This is a genomic window from uncultured Subdoligranulum sp. (genome assembly GCF_937890665.1).
The window spans coordinates 1-15772 of record NZ_CALADU010000251.1 but is presented as its reverse complement, the minus strand read 5'-3'; the positions used below and the strand labels follow the sequence as shown (position 1 = coordinate 15772).

Below are 15772 nucleotides of genomic sequence, written 5' to 3'. Positions count from 1 at the left end.
CCGACAGCGAATACTATTCCGCCAACTGGACTGCCCCGGCTCAGAGCGCCAGCGGCAGTTTTGACCTGACCTTCACGGTCAATGCAGACAAACAGCAGCTGGAGACCGGCGAAAAGGTGGATGGTGCCAAAATCACCGTCAAGCCTTCCAAGACCAGCGGCAGCATCGACGGCGGCAGCTGGCAGATGAGTCCTGCCGGTGCGCAGACCATTACCACCACCGGCCATACCAACGATGACAAATACCAGAACAATGGCGGCGATGGCACAGTAACTTGGTCGGTGCATTACGAGGTCACCAAGACTTCCACTACCACGCTTAGCGGCCAGGAAGGCCCCTACAGCAGCCAGGCCGAAGCGGATGCGGCGGCAGAAGCAGCCAAAAACGCCGCCATTTCCCAGCTGAAGAACGAGGCTCAGGGAATGGTGGATGCAGCCATTGCAGCCGCCCGTGCTGAACTGGCAACCATCCGCTTCTCTTACGATGAAGTGGAGATTCCGTATGGCTTCGAGGAATTCAATGGCAGTCTTGGCAGCCACCAGACCATTACCGTGCCTGCCGACAGTTCCAACGATTACGTCATGAAGAATGACGAGTGGAGTCTACAGGTCAATCTGAAAAAGGTGGACAGCGAGACCGGCGAGCAGATCGCCGGGGACGCACTGTATGAGGTCTACGAGTGGGACACCGTCACCCAGCAGTACATTCCGTTCGGCGGCTACAATCAATACACTGTCGTGCGCAATGAGGATGGTACCTACTCGGTGGCCAACGGTACTGACTATGGAACCGAATACGATACCAGCCGGAAGATGTATTATACCCAGCGGAACGAGGGAAAGTTCATCATCGTGGAAACACGCGCCCCCTCCGGCTATTACGGCGACTGGACGGATGTGGAGCATCCCGGAACCGAAGGTACACCCCTGGGCAAGCGGGGTTATTACATCGAAATCACCAAAGCCAACGACGGCAGCGTGATCACGCTGGACAATACCCATTACAGTGCCGACATCGCCACCAGTTATACGGGAGGCACCAAGCTGCTGACTTCGGGCGGTGTGGAGACCACCGTGACCATCTACAAGGCCAGTGATGAACCTGCAGCGGAGATTCAGTACCAGGACGCAGGTCGTGCCTACAACACCGATAACTCTGGAACCGCAGCCAACGAAGATTCTTACACTATGACTCCGGTAACCGGTGTCATGCAGAATGACCGTTCGCTGGGCGAAATCTCCCTCAGTAAAGTGGATCTGGATGCCGTGCGCTATGTCGGAGGCCGTGATACCGATGGCGATGCCATGGCCAGCGGTCAGGCTCATGCCGATGCCCGACTGGATGGTGCAGTGTATGACCTGTATGCCGCAGAAGATATTCAGCACCCGGACGGTGTCACTGGCACAGTGGACTACAGCAAGATCACCTATGCAGACGGCACCCCTATTTGGCATACCCCCATCCGGGACAACTCCGGCCAGTGGGTGGATGACTACCTGCCGGTGCTGGCCAAAGACCATCTGGTAGCCAGTGCGGTTATCAAGGACGGATGGCTGACCTTCAGCAACCTGTATCTGGGCAAATACTACATTGTAGAGCGCGGCACCGGTGTGGTTATCCCCGTGGAGGACGATGCATACAAGCTGTCTGGTACCTACCCCGATGTGGATTCCAAAACCAAGGAGCCGACAGGGACTACTTCCCAGCTGGCAACCAACAGTGCGGGTCAGTACACCGACTATGTGTACAAGCATCAGTGGTCGTACATCGGGCAGAGCAAGGCACTGGACGGTACTAAGACCTACGACGGCTACTACGAAAGCTATGCCATCGGCTACCTTTGCGATGAGCACAACTATTACATTACCCCCGCCTATGCAGACGAAGGCTGGTACATCGAAAAGACAGCCTTTGAGGATAACCGTCAGGCCGAAGGGGAGCAACTGGACACTACGATCTACAGCGCCAATTACCACCTGCACCGGGATAATGTGCTGGCAGAATCTCAGGATCAGGTGATGAAAGGCAACGTGGAGCTTTCCAAGCACGTTTCCAGCACCGGCGGTTCGGATGGTATCGACCTGGAGGGGGCCGGTTTTACCTTCTACTTGATTCCCGACCTGTCCAAGGAGGACCAGTTTGCCCAGAGCCGCAGCGGCAAATACCTGATCAAATCCATCCTGGATGCCTATATCAACCCGGAATATGATGAAAGTCATCCCAAGTACGATTTCAGCGGTGAGGCTCAGGCCATTGCCAAAACCTACGAGGTCAATGCCGATCAGATTGCTGCGTATAATGCCACCCTTACTGCCGCCGGTGACTTCAAGAACGGCAGCGGTGACGGCTGGATTGCGACGGGCCGCCCCAACGAATATCAGTTGGCGGAGATTTTCTCCAATGATACCGGAACCATCCGGGTGCAGGGCCTGCCCTATGGGCAGTACCTCGTTGTAGAAACTACCACGCCCAAGGATGTGTTCCAGGCAGAACCCTTTATCGTGACCATTGATCCCACGGACGAATCCAATCCCCAGTCGGCCATGGCCAATCCCAAGGATGCTGTGCAGACCCCGTCCGGCAGCTACCAGAAGTTTACGGTGCTGGATGAGGAAATCGAAGTGTATCTGCGGGTGACCAAGATCGACGAGGAGACCGGCAAGGCAGTTCTGCTCAAGGATACCGCGTTCCAGATTTATTGGATGGATGAGCAGGGCAACCACATCTACGATGAGAACGGTAATGCCAAGCTGGTCACCATGACCGATACCACCAACCCGCTGCTGCCCAAGGATGTAGACACCTTCTATACCGATGACACCGGTATGCTGGTTCTGCCCGAAAAGCTGCCGCTGGGCCACTATCGGCTGGTGGAAGTCAACGGCCCCAATGGGTTCTACAATGAGTGGGCAGCCTCGGCAGTGTATGAGGACGGCCACCTGCAGATCGACGATACCGGCAATTTTGCGGATGGCAGTTTCTATGTGGACTTCTCTGTCACCACCGACCGCGTGTACAAAGCCACCGGAGATGACAGCGAGGACAGCCAGGACATTCTGGTAATCGACGAGGACTACCAGAATAACGAAACGCTGGGTGTTCTGAAAATCCGCAAGACCGGCGAAGTTCTTACCGGCTGGCAGGAGGACGAGGGTGGCACCTTTGACCCGGAATTCTTCGGTGAAGCCCGGCCCGGCCACTTTGTGTATGAAGATCGGCCTATCCCTTATGCCGAGTACACCATTACCGCAGCGGAAAACATCTACACCCAGGACCGCCAGACAGATGCCAACGAGAACAGAACTCTCTGGTATGCCAAAGGCGATGTGGTAGCAGTTGTCCGCCCCGGCGACCGCACCAGCGATATTGCTGCCTTTGCCCCGGGGCGCACCAATTCCACCTATGATTTCCTCTCGGTCATCCACGATGGAACCGTAGGTGAAGTCACGGTGACTTTGCCGCTTGGCAGTTACCATATCGAAGAAACCGGTGCTCCTTACGGATTTGTCGGCACCAAGCAGAGTTACGATGTGACCTTTGTCTGGGATAAGCAGACCAATGATGTGGTTCTGGCAAAGACCGTCACCAGTAATCCCGGCGATGGTTCCGCATCGGAAACTGAGAACTATGAAATCGTGAACGTGAAGGGTGCGAGCGATGCGCAGATCGAAGCCCAGGTCCTGAAGTTCCACAATGAACGTGTGAAGCCCCAGCTGGATATTTATAAGCGGGACATCAAAACGGGCGCGCTGGTTGCCGGTGCCGTCTACAACCTCATTACGGTGGATGACATCTATAGCGCAACCGGTGACCTCTTGTTCCGGGCCGGTGATCTCATCGCTACTTCGGTCCCCACGGATGAAAACGGCCATACCACTTTCACCATCGATTTCCCCATGCGTGGCGAATTCTATGGCATGGAAGGTGTTCGTATCCCCGAAAATACCACCGCCAACAGCGGCAAATACCGTATCGTGGAGCTGCGCCCGCCCCAGGGATACTACCTGGATGCACCTGACCAGGAGTTCGAGTTCGTCTATCAGGGGGCAGAAACATCCGTGATTGAGATGGAGAACACCTTTGAGAATGATGCCACTTCCTTCTTCGTCAGTAAACGGAAGCTGACCGGTGATGAGGAGTTGCCGGGTGCAACCCTCACCATTCAGGACAAGGACGGCAATGTGGTTCGTCAGTGGGTTAGCGGAAACACGCCCACGGAGATTCGTGGATTGCAGTTTGACAAAATCTACACACTGGTAGAAACGGCTGCACCCAACGGGTATGAAGTGGCAGAAAGCATCCGGTTCAAGCTGGTACAGCGCAAGGATGAAAACGGCAATCTTCTCAATGAGGCGGATGTGTATGTTTGCACCGGTAAAGACTGGCTGATTTTCGACCACTGGACGCTGTTGAAGGATGGCATGGTGGTTATGCGGGATGCACCCAGCCCCGATACCCCGGAAAATCCGTCCCCGACACCTACACCGACACCGGAGCAGCCGGTCAGCACACCGGTACCTACGCCCAAACCGGTTGCAAGTCTGCCCCAGACAGGAGATAACACGCCGCTGGGGCTGTTGGTCGCCTTGGCTGGTGCTGCCGGCATTGCTTTTGGCATCCTGCTTTACAAACGCCGTCATACCGAGGAGCCTTCTCCGGAGGATGACCCCCAATATGAGGATAGAACATGAAAATACTGATCGTTGAGCCGGGACAATATCCCAGAGAAGCAGAAATCGAAAAGAGCCTGAAAGCAGAACAGGCTGTGGTCGGGGGTCTCATCGAATGTGTGTATCCCTGGCAGGATAACGCTTGCATCGTCTGCAATGATGAAGGCAAGCTGCAAAATCTTCCCTTCAACCGAACACTGGGGGACTATGATGTGATTGCCGGAACCTTCTTTGTGGTCGGTCTCACGCAGGATAACTTCTGCAGCCTGACTCCCGAACAAGTCAAACGGTATGAAGCACTGTACCATGACCCGCAACTGTTTTATCCACTGGGAGACTCGATCTTTGTGGAAAACTGTTCGCCGGAACGCTATCGGCAGGGCATGAACCCCGAAGAGCATCGCGAGAAAACGCCTCCACCCAAACAAACGTCAACCCCTGAACGATAACCCATGAGAAAATACATAGTGTATCAGGCGCGCAGCCCTCCCGGCTGCGCGCCTTTTTGTTTTACCACTCACATCAACAAATAAAGGAGAAAGCTATGCGAACTTTTTATTCTGCCGAATCTGTCACCGAAGGCCACCCCGACAAACTCTGCGATCTCATCGCAGACAACGTCCTGGACGCGTGTCTGGCCGGCGACCCCGCCAGCCGCGTCGCCTGTGAGGTCATGGCCACCCGCGGTCATATCATTGTGGCCGGAGAGATCACCACCGAAGCGAATCCCGACGTGTTCAACATTGCCCGGGACGTTCTGAACAGCGTGGGGTATGACCCCAAGGGCTTCCAGATCGACTGTTATCTGCATCCCCAGAGCCCGGACATTGCCGGGGCCGTGGAAGTGCCTGCGGACAGCCCCGAAGATGATGAGGCCATCGGTGCCGGTGACCAGGGCATCGTGATCGGCTACGCCTGCAACGAAACGCCCGAACTGATGCCCATGCCCGTGGTGATCGCCCATCGCCTTACCAGCCTGCTGACCTTGGCCAGAATGACCGATGCGGTTCACGGGATTGGCCCCGATGGCAAGGCCATGGTGGTCGTGGAGTATGAGGATGACAAACCGGTGCGGGTGGCTCAGATCCTGCTGTCGCTCCAGCACGAGGCAGGGGTACACATCGAGGAGATTCAGGCAGATATCTTTGCCCAGATCATTCTGCCGGCCCTCAAAGGGATGCCTGCCGATGATCAGATGGAAGTCATCCTCAATCCCAGCGGCAGCTTCGTGGTGGGCGGCCCGGAAGCCGACACCGGTCTGACCGGCCGCAAACTCATGGTGGATACCTACGGCCCGTTTGTGAGCCAGGGCGGCGGGGCGCTGTCCGGCAAGGACCCCACCAAGATCGACCGGACTGCTGCGTATATGGCCCGGTACATTGCCAAGAACCTTGTGGCAGCCGGCATTGCGGAGCGGTGCCGGGTGGCCCTGACCTATGCGATCGGCATGGCCAAGCCCATGGCGGTCACGGTGGACACCTTCGGTACCGGAACCTACTGCGAGGACGATTGCCTGGCCGCGGCGGTTCGCCATGTGTTTGACCTGACCCCGGCGGGCATGATCGAAACCCTCCAGCTGCAGCAGCCGATGTATGCCCGCACTGCCGTCGGCGGACATTTCGGACGTGAGGACTTCCCCTGGGAACGGGTGGATAAAATCGGTCTGCTGCTGGCCACCATCGACTGATGCCCGGCGTCAGTAAGGAACAGATCGCCGCCGCCAAAAAGATGACGGCCATTGAATTCTTGCGGCGGTATCGTTCCACAGATCTGGTCAAGAGCAGCGCCCGCGGCGAGTTTGAACTGCGCAGCCACGACAGCTTCAAGATCAATGGGGAGTCCAGCATCTGGCACTGGAAAAGCCGGGGCATTGGTGGCAAATCTGCTCTTGATTATCTTGTCCACGTGGAGCAGTGCGGATTTGTGGAAGCCGTGCGGATGCTGTGTGATGAGGTGCCCGGATATATCCCGGTCCCCCATGAAGCGGTGGAGCAGAAGCGTCCTGCATTCACGTTGCCACCTACGGCCCCCAACAATGCCAGGGTGGTTGCGTACCTTTGCGGGCGAGGTATCTCCCCGGTGGTACTCAGCTACTGTGTGGACCGTGGCCTCGTATATGAAAGCCTTCCGTACCACAACTGTGTGTTTGTTGGCAAGGATGAAACCGGCACGGCCCGGTATGCAGCCTTGCGTGGTACTTACTCCTACGGTCGCCCGTTCAAGGCGGAAACGCCGGGCAGCGACAAACGGTACGGCTTCTGCATCCCGCCGCTGCATCCGTCCACCACGGTGGCTGTGTTTGAAGCAGCCATAGATGCTATGGCTGAGATGACTCTCTCGGATAATACTGCAGACAAATACCGCCTCTCCCTGGGCGGCATCTATGCCCCGGAGCAGGAAAACGTGGAGATCAAGACGCCGGTGGCGTTGGTGGAATTCCTGCGCCAGCACCCGGATGTGGATACCATCCAGCTGTGTATGGACAACGATGAACCTGGCCGCAACGCCGCGCTGGCCATTGCCCGGAATCTCGGCGGCAAGTACAAAGTATCCCTGTGCCTGCCGCAGATCGAGGGCGGGGACTATGCCGATCTTGCCAAACAAATCAAGCAGGCAAGGCGAGCCTGCACCAGACATCGCACCGAATTGGCGCGATGATTACAACGGAGGTGATGCGATTGAGTGAACGCATTTTCAAAATGTACTCTCCGCTGACTGGTGAACTGTACCAGGCCGGAGAGTATGAATATGAGGATTCCGCCGACGAATACAACGGCGAAGAACTGCTGCTCTATGCGGAGGAAATTGAAAAAGCTGTCAAGACCTACACCGAGAACGGCGCCGAAAATCTCATGAAATACTTTGATGGCAGTGACTTTATCAAGCAGCACGTTCGGAGTCTGGTACCCTCGGTGGAGGTCTGGAACGGGCGACTTTGTGGCTGCACTACGGTACGGGCGGACGAAGATCTTTCGGAACCCGGCTGGGACAAGCTCATGGACTACCTGAGCGGCCAGTATTCGGATGGCTGGGGCGAGGGCTTCGAGCAGCGGGAAATCGAAACCGAAGATGGCCTGCTGTATGTGCATTTCTGGCAGGACCACGACTTTGACTTCACGGTGGAAGAAGTCACGCCTTCGAAGAAGTATGAGATTACCGACATCGCGCATCCCAAAGATCCCAGCCTGCACCGCATCCGGGCTTTGCAGCGGGTAAGCGAAACCGTTGGCCCCGGTACCCTGGGCGGCTATGTCCAGAGCGAGGAAAATCTGTCTCAGGAAAACGATGGTGCCTGGATCTATGGAGAGGCCATATGCTGTGAAAGCGCCATCGTGACGACCGGAGCATTCCTGACCGGACAGGCCCGGGTAAGCGGTTCGGCTCTCATTTCCAATGAAGCTGAAATCGGCGGCCAGGCCCGTGTCCGTGACCGCGCGGTGGTGTCCGGCGGAACGGTGCAGGAAGGTGCCGTCGTCTGCGGCGATGCCGTTATTCGGAAAAACCAGATCACCGGAGCAGTACCCCTCGTGGAAGGCCATGCCACCGTGATGGGCGTTGTAGCCGGTGCTGTTTATCTGGGTGCGGATGCCTTTATCCTGCCGGGAAACACGGTGGATAACCCTACCAACAGTGTCCTGGCCATCAACGGGACGCATGTGCGGCTGTACAGCATTGAGCAGGTCAAGCCGCCGAAAGCGCCTGAACGCTGAACAATAGAAAGGATGATGCTTTTGACGAATACCCTTCATCAGACCACGTTGTTTACCTCCAACGATTTTGCCATGCCGGAACATCGGGGCGGGGATCACTGGACGATCCTGCACGGCGATGCTATGCGGATCGTTCCGCAGTTTGAGAAAAACGCCTTCGATGCCGTTATCACCGACCCGCCCTATGCCAGCGGCGGTGCCAGCCAGACGGCCAAGAACCGTTCCACCACTGAGAAGTACAGCAGCCTGCGCGGCGACAAGGCGCTGCCGGATTTCGATAGCGATCAGATGGACCAGCGCAGCTGGACCCGGTGGATGTGTGAATGGCTCCAGGTGGTGCGTGCCGCCTGCAAGCCCGGTGCGCCCATCTGTCTGTTCATCGACTGGCGGCAGTTGCCCTCCATGACCGATGCTCTGCAGTGGGCCGGGTGGACCTGGCGTGGTATCGCGGTATGGGATAAGCCGTCCGGCCGACCGCAGCGGGGGCGGTTCCGCCAGCAGGCGGAGTTTATCGTTTGGGGTTCCAACGGCAAGATGCCGCTGGAGCGCAATGTGGGCTGTTTGCCGGGGGTGTTTCGTCAGGCAAACCCTGCCAACCGCATCCATGTGACCGAAAAGCCTCTGCAGCTCATGCGGGATGTGGTGCAGATCTGCACGCCCGGTGGCCGAATCCTCGACCCGTTCGCGGGTTCCGGCACCACGGTGCTGGCTGCGGTGCAGGAAGGCTACGAAGCGGTGGGCATCGAACTCACTGATGCCTACTTCCAGCTGGGTACTCAGCGTGTGGAACAGGCACTCGAAACCCAAAAGTGAATCATGCTATGATTCACTTTTTCTGAAAGCTACATAAACCAACAGCGGAGTGAATCATAGCATGATTCACTCCGCCTCATTTTTGAAAGGAGACTCGAGATGAAACGACCCTGGGCTTATGTTTGTGCTACGGAAGGCACTTCCTCCAAGGCATTGCGTGGCTATTGCCGCACTGTTTTCCAGTGCGGTTATGTGCCCGTCTGCCCTCGTCTGCAGGATGGGCAGTTCATTGTGCTGGAAAACCCCGATGAACGCCATGCTTTTAACGAAATTGTGCGGGACAAGCTGCTCCGCTGCACGGTTCTGGTGGTTTGCAGCAAGCATTCGGATGCGACTACCAATGCGGAAGTGGGCCTTGCCAAGAAATACAGCAAGGTCCTTACCACACTGGATGGCGTTTTGCAAGCTGCCGAGAAGGGGGAAGTCCTCACTGGCTGATAGGGGAGGGGACCGCCTCTCACCTGCTGGCAGACGGTTTTGCTAGCATAGCGTTTGGATATCCAAACGCAGATCCTTGGGGTGTGCCCCAAACCCCCGACAGCCTGCGAACGCAGTGCCGCGTTACATTTGGAAAGGAAAAGGTGAAAACCATGAGTGGATTTGAGATGCGGGCACAATTTTACCCGCTGGTCACCGACTTGGAACGGCTGAAAGAAGAAGCGGCGGCGGGCGTACCGTACCCCTTCATTACGGAAGAGGTGCTGGAGCTCTCGCCAAAAGACTACCGGCAGTTCTGCAGTGCCCTGGGACAGCGGTACGCCTTTGAAGTCAAAATTCCCAAGGAGGGGTACGATATGGCGTATGGGGCTTTCCATTGTTCTCTGGTTACAACCGCCCCCGAAAAAGAAGCAATTCTCCTGACCAGGGTGGCTGGGCAGATGTTCGGGGCCTATCTGCCGGACAAGGCACTTCTGGAACTTACGGATGTACCGAAAAGGCAGGTGACATTGGAACCCTGTATGTGTTCGGCGGGCAAAGGCGAGCGGTTAGCAGCTGTTCGCTGATCATGCGAAAGCGCCGCCATGTCATTCCCCTCCGGCTGACTGAAAAGGAACTGCAGCATTTGAATCGGCAGGCAGAACAAAGCGGGATGTCCCGTGAAAAGTTTCTGCGAGCGTTGGTTATGGGCAAGACCATTCGCCCGCGCCCCTGTACCCATCATGCTGACCTGCTGCGAAAAGTGTCCGGACTCTGCAACAATGCCAATCAGTTGGCCCACCGAGCGAACAGTACAGGGGTGGCCGGACAGGAGAGTGTTGACAAAATGATTCAGCTGTCACAGGAAATATGGAAGGAGGTGAAGAGCCAATGGTGAAGGAATACCAGGAAACCGCTAATTTTATGTATGGCGCGCATAATGGTGATGAGCTTAAAAGGATGGCGGCATCACAGCTGCCATGTTTTCCTCCGCAGAAGTTCTTTGTGAAGAGAGCACTCGTACTCAGCGAAACGGATTACCATTTCTTTGTGCATGATGATTTTCGCAATCCTCCGTATGCGCTCAAGGCCTTGCGCCAATGTATGGGATTCGACATGGAAAATCAGGCATGGAACTGTGTGCTTGTGGTGAGCGAAACTGGGAAAGACGGTATTCTGGTCAGCAAAGAACCGAATGCTGAGAGATATTACATGGCCCATATTCCGGAACATGGCAAGCTGCATCTGCCGTCCGATTTGCCGATAGAGTTCTGGACCAATGTCTGTACAACCAATCTGCAACTGCAGCCGACGGCGGAAATCAATCCACCGAAAACAGAACTGGAAAACCGTCAGCAGCACTTTGCATCCTTTGTGGGCATGGAAATGTCGTCACTGTGCTTTGCGCTGCGCTTTATATCCTATGATCCCCAAAAGGACGAGATGGTGACCCGCCTGTATGGTGATCCCGAAGATTATATCGAGAGCCGCGGGACACCCGAAAAAATCGCCGAAGAAAACCATTTTGTCGGAAAACTGAGAGAAATCTTCTTCGACATGGACTACCGCAACATCAGCCATACATGCCTGCCGGAAGAATCGCCTCAACCCAAGCAGAAAACTCCCAGGAAAGCCAGGGAGGAAGGAAGATGAGCCATGGCCTATACATCTATTATCCCCGTCCGCCGCCTGGACCGAGCAGTGGACTATGTGCGGGATAAAACTAAGACGATACGCAATCCCAAGTCTTTGCAGGACGCAGTGGACTATGCCCTCAACCGCGAAAAAACGGAGTCGGATTGTTTTGAAACGGGACTCAGCTGTGTGTGCGAAACCGCCTTCGAGGATATGCGGGATACAGTACAGCGCTGGCAGCAAACAGATGGTGTGCAGGGATACCACCTCGTCCAGAGTTTTGCCGAAGGAGAAGTGACTCCGGAACTGGCTCACCAGATTGGGGTGGAGCTGGCCGAGCAACTGCTGCAAGGCCGTTTTCAAGCGGTGGTTACCACCCACCTCAACACCAAACACTATCACAATCACATTGTGTGGTGTTCGGTGGCGATGGACAATGGTCGGAAATACCACAGCAATGCCAAGTCCTACTATACCGAAGTAAGGGCCCGTTCCGATGCGCTCTGCAGAAGATACGGTCTTTCAGTGATTGAAGATCCGCAAGGGGAGAGAGGGAAAAAGCAGTATGCCAAGTGGCAGGCAGAAGAAACCGGCAAGCCGACCTGGCGGACCCTGATCCGGCAGGATATCGAGGAGGCCGTCAGCCAATGTGTGACCTGGCCCCAGTTTGTCAGGGCGCTGGAACGCAAAGGGTATGAGATACGCATGGGAAGAAAGTATCCCACCTTGCGTCCACCGAGCAAAGAACGCTTTGTGCGTTTCAAAACCCTGGGAAAGCAGTATACCCCGGAGGCCATCAAACAGCGTATCCTCTATTCGCAGAAAACCTACCCAAGCCAACCAAACGTCCGTCATGTCCGGCTGCACGGGACCTACCAGAAAGCGCGCAAGCTCAAAGGCTTGCGCGTTTTCTATTATCGGGAACTGTATATGCTGGGTGTTTTCCGCCGCAAGCCATGGCATCCATCTCCGGCCATGAGGGAGGAAATCCGCCAGCTCGACAAACGGATCGAGCAGATGGAATTCCTGATACGTCGGGATATCCGTACCCTGCCGCAGCTGCAAGAACTCCGGGCAAAAACGGAAGCGGAAGTGCGACAGCTGAACGCAGAGCGCAATCGTTTGTACAAGACGGATCCGGAGAGTGGGCAAATCCCGCTGCTCACCCAACATTTGCAGGAACTGCGCAAGATCATCAAACTGTGCAAACGAATCGAAGAACATTCACTGGAAATGGCACAGCGTCAGGAAAAAGAACAGAAGCGCCGTGCCGAACAGGAAAGGAGAAACGCCTATGAACGAAACACAATGGAAACATCGGCTCCAATACGCCCGTGACCACTGTCCGCCCGGCACCCGCGTTCGGTTGCTGGCTATGCCCGACGATCCCCAGCCTATCCCGCCCGGTACGACAGGCACGGTGATGGGCGTGGATGATGTGGGGCAGCTGCTTATGAAGTGGGACAACGGCCGGTCACTGAGCCTTCTGCCCGGAACGGATTCCTTTGAGGTGATTAGTCGTCCGAAGGCCAAACAAACTCATCAACGCAAAGGAGAAGCCAGATGAACTACGGCGCAGAACCGGCAGATCAGGTTGTCCGCTACTCGCTGGAGGGCACCGAGGTTGCCCTGCGGCTCTCGGGATCGGCAGCGGTCACCTTTGCCAAGTTTGTGGCCTCGGTGCTTCAGGACCAGAAAAAGACCCACGGCAAAACCAGGCTGGTCCGCCTGCTGCGGGAAGGCAAGCCGCTGAAGTTCTTCTCGGTGGAGAAAGAGCGGATGCGGGAGTTCGCCCACGAAGCGAAGATGCACGGCCTACTGTTTGTCCCCATGCGGGACAAGACTGATCCCGACCATATCGAGATCGCGATCCTGGCCGACGATGCCTCCAAGGTGAATCGGATCTTTGACCGCCTGCAGCTGGATGTGGTGGACACCGGCATGGCAGAAGCGGTGGACGAGGTGGCGCAGGACATGGAGGCTGTGCCCACTGAAGCACCGGACACGCCGCAGAAAGAGCCTCAGAAGGAGGAAGCACCGTTTTTTCCTTTCCCGGCCCGTCGCCAGACGGAGCCGGAACCCGTCCCTCCGTCCATGCATTCCTCGAACAGCAGCGAGAAATCGCCGCCTATGTGGCCCGGATTCCGCGCCGACCAGGTACGGGCCCAGGGTAGACGCCCCAGCGTCCGACTGGAATTGGGAGAAATCCGCGCCATTCTGGCCGCCCGCAAGGAACATTCGCCTATGCCCAGATCGCCCATTCGAATCCGCCGCGACGGTCCGGTACGCGGGTAAAAGTTTTCCGTTTGTTTTCATTTGGGGGATGGCTATTTGCACCCGTGTGTGATACTGTTTCGGTAAAACGAACCATAAGGAGGAACCCCAATGAGCGAACGAGTTATGAAGATGGACCGGAACGACAAAAGCATCCTCATCCGCGCACTCCATGCGCAGTACCGCGAGAGAAAGTACAAGGGCAAATCCTATACCGAAATCGGCCGGCTGATTCTGCGCATCGATGCCACGGCACCCGGACATCTGCGCCTGGGGGATGCCGAATACTTGCTGGCAAGGAATGCCCTCAATGACCTGCGCAACCAGCGCATTGCCAGTGGCGGTTATACCGATGCCGCCGATGCGGCTCTTGCCAATCTGCTGCGCGCCAAAGTGCCGTTTCGACTCTTCGGGCATACACGCTGAAGTACTATCTGTATCCTGCCAGGGAAATTTTCCCTGGCATTTTCTATTTGATGAGGAGGGATGTTCTTGAATACCGAAGATTTCTGGAGCCTGATCGAACGGGCACAACAGGTGGCCAATCCGCAGAATGAAGCCTCCATGATGGAGGCACTGTTTTGGGAGCTGACCCGACTGCCTGACCGAGACTTCTTTGCATGGTATCGTCTGCAGCAAGCCTTTATGCAGCTGGCCAATACCCCCAAATTGTGCACGGCAGCCTCTATTATCAACTATGGAACTTCAGATGACCGCTTTATGGATTTTCGCGCTTGGCTGGTCATGCAGGGGCGGGCCGTGTATTTGTCTGCCGTGGCCGATCCTGAACGTCTGGCCAGGATGCGGGTGCCCTTCGGAGAAGCTGAGTGGGAGCTCTGCGGGTATATCGCTATGTATGCCTATACCGGCAGAAAGTATCTTGCGTTGTTTCGACCCGATGCCCCTGACGGCCAGGCACTGCGCCGCCGTTACCCTGATTGCAAGGATCTGCCTCAGCAGGTGGAGCGAATCTGCATGAACCGTGCGCTGATCCGAAGATACGATGTGGGTGGGTTTGACCAGGATCTGGAACACCAGATGCTGCAGACCGAGATCGAGTACCGTCTGCAGCGCAGCAATATCCCCAGGGAGTTCTTCTCGGCCCAGCACAAAGACGAACCCAAAGATGATCTGGCCGAAGAACTGGCCAAGACGCTCACCATCGACACCGCAGAAGTGGCCCCGGCTTTGCCGCACGCCCTTCCTGCTCTGTGGAAAAAGCGGACAGACTGGGAAGCCGGCAAGAGGCAGCGTTCAGGCGGTGCAGAAAGCGCCAAAACGATGGTTCGCGAAAGGAGGAGAGATGTGCGATGAAGGACAAAGATTTGCAGCAATTTTATGAGGCGGTATCAGAAGCCTTAAAGAAACGTGGTTTTTCCACACACATCACAGAGGAAGGAGAACTGGCAGTTCGTCATGACAAGGTGCCCGGAAATTTGAAACTGTTATGTACCATTGGTGAAAACGGTGCTGTATATTGCAGTTCAAGTGATTTCAAGAATCCATTCAAAAAGAAACTGCTGGAAGAAGTGTTGGAAAGCATTTGCGAAGTGGCTCCGCCAACAAGGCAGCAAAGTGCTTCGCCAAAGCGTTCAAGAGGAAATATGGAACGTGGATGATGGAATCAAAAATCAGAGTGTAAATCCTATCGCTCCGTTGATGGCGAAGGGGTGCTGATTGCAGAAAACACCGACCCCTTGGTGGATCTGGCTGCTGCCTCTTCCGCTGATCTGGTGGGCCGCAGCTGCCCTGGCCATGCGCTGGCAGCCCGACATGAATCTGTCCGGGTTGCTGAACGCCTGCAATGAGATGTTGGCGCAGCCGCTTCCCCTTGCATGGAGCAGCCAGACCCCGCGCTTCCTGCTGATCTTCACCGGCCTGTATGCTGTGATTGCCTTGGTCGCGTCCAGCGAACACCATAACACTCGCCCGGGAGAGGAACACGGCTCTGCCCGCTGGGGGAACGCCAAAGAACTCAACCGCCGTTACCGCGATACCCAAGGCCCCAACCTGCTGATGACGCGCAACTTCCGCATCGGTGTGGATGGCTATAAACACAAGCACAATACCAACGTACTTGTCGTGGGCGGCTCCGGCGCGGGCAAGACCCGGACATATGCTGTTCCCAATGTGCTGGAAGCTGGCTGCTCCATGGTCATCACAGATCCCAAAGGCGAGATCCTGCGCAAGAGTGGTGGTTATCTCAAAGGAGCGGGATATGAGGTGCGGGTGTTCGATCTGCTCAACCCGGAT

17 protein-coding genes are annotated in these 15772 nt (G+C 56.1%); all 17 read left to right on the top strand.

The features are described 5' to 3' along the window. On the top strand, positions 1 to 4691 hold a 4691-nt coding region (locus Q0526_RS14120), incomplete at its 5' end, for a SpaA isopeptide-forming pilin-related protein (RefSeq protein WP_298734851.1). Then, positions 4688 to 5119 (top strand): DUF3846 domain-containing protein, encoded by a 432-nt coding sequence (locus Q0526_RS14115; protein WP_298734848.1) that lies wholly within the window; start codon positions 4688 to 4690, stop codon positions 5117 to 5119. The genes Q0526_RS14120 and Q0526_RS14115, both read left to right, overlap by 4 nt. 95 nt (positions 5120 to 5214) lie before the next feature. Continuing rightward, positions 5215 to 6357 (top strand): methionine adenosyltransferase, encoded by a 1143-nt coding sequence (metK, locus tag Q0526_RS14110; protein WP_298734845.1) that lies wholly within the window; start codon positions 5215 to 5217, stop codon positions 6355 to 6357. Then, complete coding sequence (locus Q0526_RS14105; RefSeq protein WP_298734843.1) at positions 6357 to 7328, top strand: DUF3991 and TOPRIM domain-containing protein; 972 nt, start codon at positions 6357 to 6359, stop codon at positions 7326 to 7328. The genes metK and Q0526_RS14105 overlap by 1 nt, the downstream gene beginning before the upstream one ends. A gap of 20 nt (positions 7329 to 7348) precedes the next feature. Further along, entirely contained in the window at positions 7349 to 8380 is a 1032-nt protein-coding gene (locus tag Q0526_RS14100) for a hypothetical protein (protein WP_298734841.1), read from the top strand. 72 nt (positions 8381 to 8452) lie between these two features. Then, positions 8453 to 9193 (top strand): site-specific DNA-methyltransferase, encoded by a 741-nt coding sequence (locus Q0526_RS14095; RefSeq protein ID WP_298734853.1) that lies wholly within the window; start codon positions 8453 to 8455, stop codon positions 9191 to 9193. Positions 9194 to 9292: 99 nt separating this feature from the next. Beyond that, positions 9293 to 9631 (top strand): hypothetical protein, encoded by a 339-nt coding sequence (locus Q0526_RS14090; protein ID WP_298734839.1) that lies wholly within the window; start codon positions 9293 to 9295, stop codon positions 9629 to 9631. A 152-nt stretch (positions 9632 to 9783) separates the two neighbouring features. Next, positions 9784 to 10197 carry a hypothetical protein gene (locus Q0526_RS14085; RefSeq protein ID WP_298734835.1) on the top strand — a complete coding sequence of 138 codons (414 nt, stop codon included), beginning with the start codon at positions 9784 to 9786 and terminating at the stop codon, positions 10195 to 10197. 2 nt (positions 10198 to 10199) lie between these two features. Continuing rightward, entirely contained in the window at positions 10200 to 10508 is a 309-nt protein-coding gene (gene mobC, locus Q0526_RS14080; RefSeq protein WP_298734833.1) for a plasmid mobilization relaxosome protein MobC, read from the top strand. Then, positions 10502 to 11263 (top strand): hypothetical protein, encoded by a 762-nt coding sequence (locus Q0526_RS14075; protein WP_298734831.1) that lies wholly within the window; start codon positions 10502 to 10504, stop codon positions 11261 to 11263. The genes mobC and Q0526_RS14075 overlap by 7 nt, the downstream gene beginning before the upstream one ends. A 3-nt stretch (positions 11264 to 11266) precedes the next feature. Next, on the top strand, positions 11267 to 12583 hold the full coding sequence (locus Q0526_RS14070; protein WP_298734830.1) for a relaxase/mobilization nuclease domain-containing protein: 1317 nt from the start codon (positions 11267 to 11269) through the stop codon (positions 12581 to 12583). Beyond that, a complete protein-coding gene (locus Q0526_RS14065) occupies positions 12540 to 12812 on the top strand; it encodes a DUF4314 domain-containing protein (RefSeq protein WP_298734827.1) in 273 nt (90 codons plus the stop codon). Before Q0526_RS14070 ends, Q0526_RS14065 begins: the two co-directional genes overlap by 44 nt. Continuing rightward, positions 12809 to 13540: a PcfB family protein gene (locus Q0526_RS14060; protein ID WP_298734824.1), complete on the top strand. Its 732-nt coding sequence runs from the start codon at positions 12809 to 12811 to the stop codon at positions 13538 to 13540. Before Q0526_RS14065 ends, Q0526_RS14060 begins: the two co-directional genes overlap by 4 nt. A 90-nt stretch (positions 13541 to 13630) precedes the next feature. Continuing rightward, positions 13631 to 13945 carry a hypothetical protein gene (locus Q0526_RS14055; protein WP_298734821.1) on the top strand — a complete coding sequence of 105 codons (315 nt, stop codon included), beginning with the start codon at positions 13631 to 13633 and terminating at the stop codon, positions 13943 to 13945. A gap of 66 nt (positions 13946 to 14011) precedes the next feature. After that, positions 14012 to 14833 (top strand): DUF4240 domain-containing protein, encoded by an 822-nt coding sequence (locus Q0526_RS14050; RefSeq protein ID WP_298734818.1) that lies wholly within the window; start codon positions 14012 to 14014, stop codon positions 14831 to 14833. Next, positions 14830 to 15138, top strand: a complete 309-nt coding sequence (locus Q0526_RS14045) for a hypothetical protein (RefSeq protein WP_298734815.1) — start codon at positions 14830 to 14832, stop codon at positions 15136 to 15138. The genes Q0526_RS14050 and Q0526_RS14045 overlap by 4 nt, the downstream gene beginning before the upstream one ends. A gap of 58 nt (positions 15139 to 15196) precedes the next feature. Further along, the coding region (locus tag Q0526_RS14040; protein WP_298734812.1) for a type IV secretory system conjugative DNA transfer family protein at positions 15197 to 15772 on the top strand (576 nt) is incomplete at its 3' end.

Bases quoted from the DNA above. Each gene is read 5' to 3' on its own strand.
- Q0526_RS14115 (WP_298734848.1), top strand. From the start codon at position 4,688: ATGAAAATACTGATCGTTGAGCCGGGACAATATCCCAGAGAAGCAGAA.
- metK (WP_298734845.1), top strand. From the start codon at position 5,215: ATGCGAACTTTTTATTCTGCCGAATCTGTCACCGAAGGCCACCCCGAC.
- Q0526_RS14105 (WP_298734843.1), top strand. From the start codon at position 6,357: ATGCCCGGCGTCAGTAAGGAACAGATCGCCGCCGCCAAAAAGATGACG.
- Q0526_RS14095 (WP_298734853.1), top strand. From the start codon at position 8,453: ATGCCGGAACATCGGGGCGGGGATCACTGGACGATCCTGCACGGCGAT.
- Q0526_RS14090 (WP_298734839.1), top strand. From the start codon at position 9,293: ATGAAACGACCCTGGGCTTATGTTTGTGCTACGGAAGGCACTTCCTCC.
- Q0526_RS14085 (WP_298734835.1), top strand. From the start codon at position 9,784: ATGAGTGGATTTGAGATGCGGGCACAATTTTACCCGCTGGTCACCGAC.
- mobC (WP_298734833.1), top strand. From the start codon at position 10,200: ATGCGAAAGCGCCGCCATGTCATTCCCCTCCGGCTGACTGAAAAGGAA.
- Q0526_RS14075 (WP_298734831.1), top strand. From the start codon at position 10,502: ATGGTGAAGGAATACCAGGAAACCGCTAATTTTATGTATGGCGCGCAT.
- Q0526_RS14070 (WP_298734830.1), top strand. From the start codon at position 11,267: ATGGCCTATACATCTATTATCCCCGTCCGCCGCCTGGACCGAGCAGTG.
- Q0526_RS14065 (WP_298734827.1), top strand. From the start codon at position 12,540: ATGAACGAAACACAATGGAAACATCGGCTCCAATACGCCCGTGACCAC.
- Q0526_RS14060 (WP_298734824.1), top strand. From the start codon at position 12,809: ATGAACTACGGCGCAGAACCGGCAGATCAGGTTGTCCGCTACTCGCTG.
- Q0526_RS14055 (WP_298734821.1), top strand. From the start codon at position 13,631: ATGAGCGAACGAGTTATGAAGATGGACCGGAACGACAAAAGCATCCTC.
- Q0526_RS14045 (WP_298734815.1), top strand. From the start codon at position 14,830: ATGAAGGACAAAGATTTGCAGCAATTTTATGAGGCGGTATCAGAAGCC.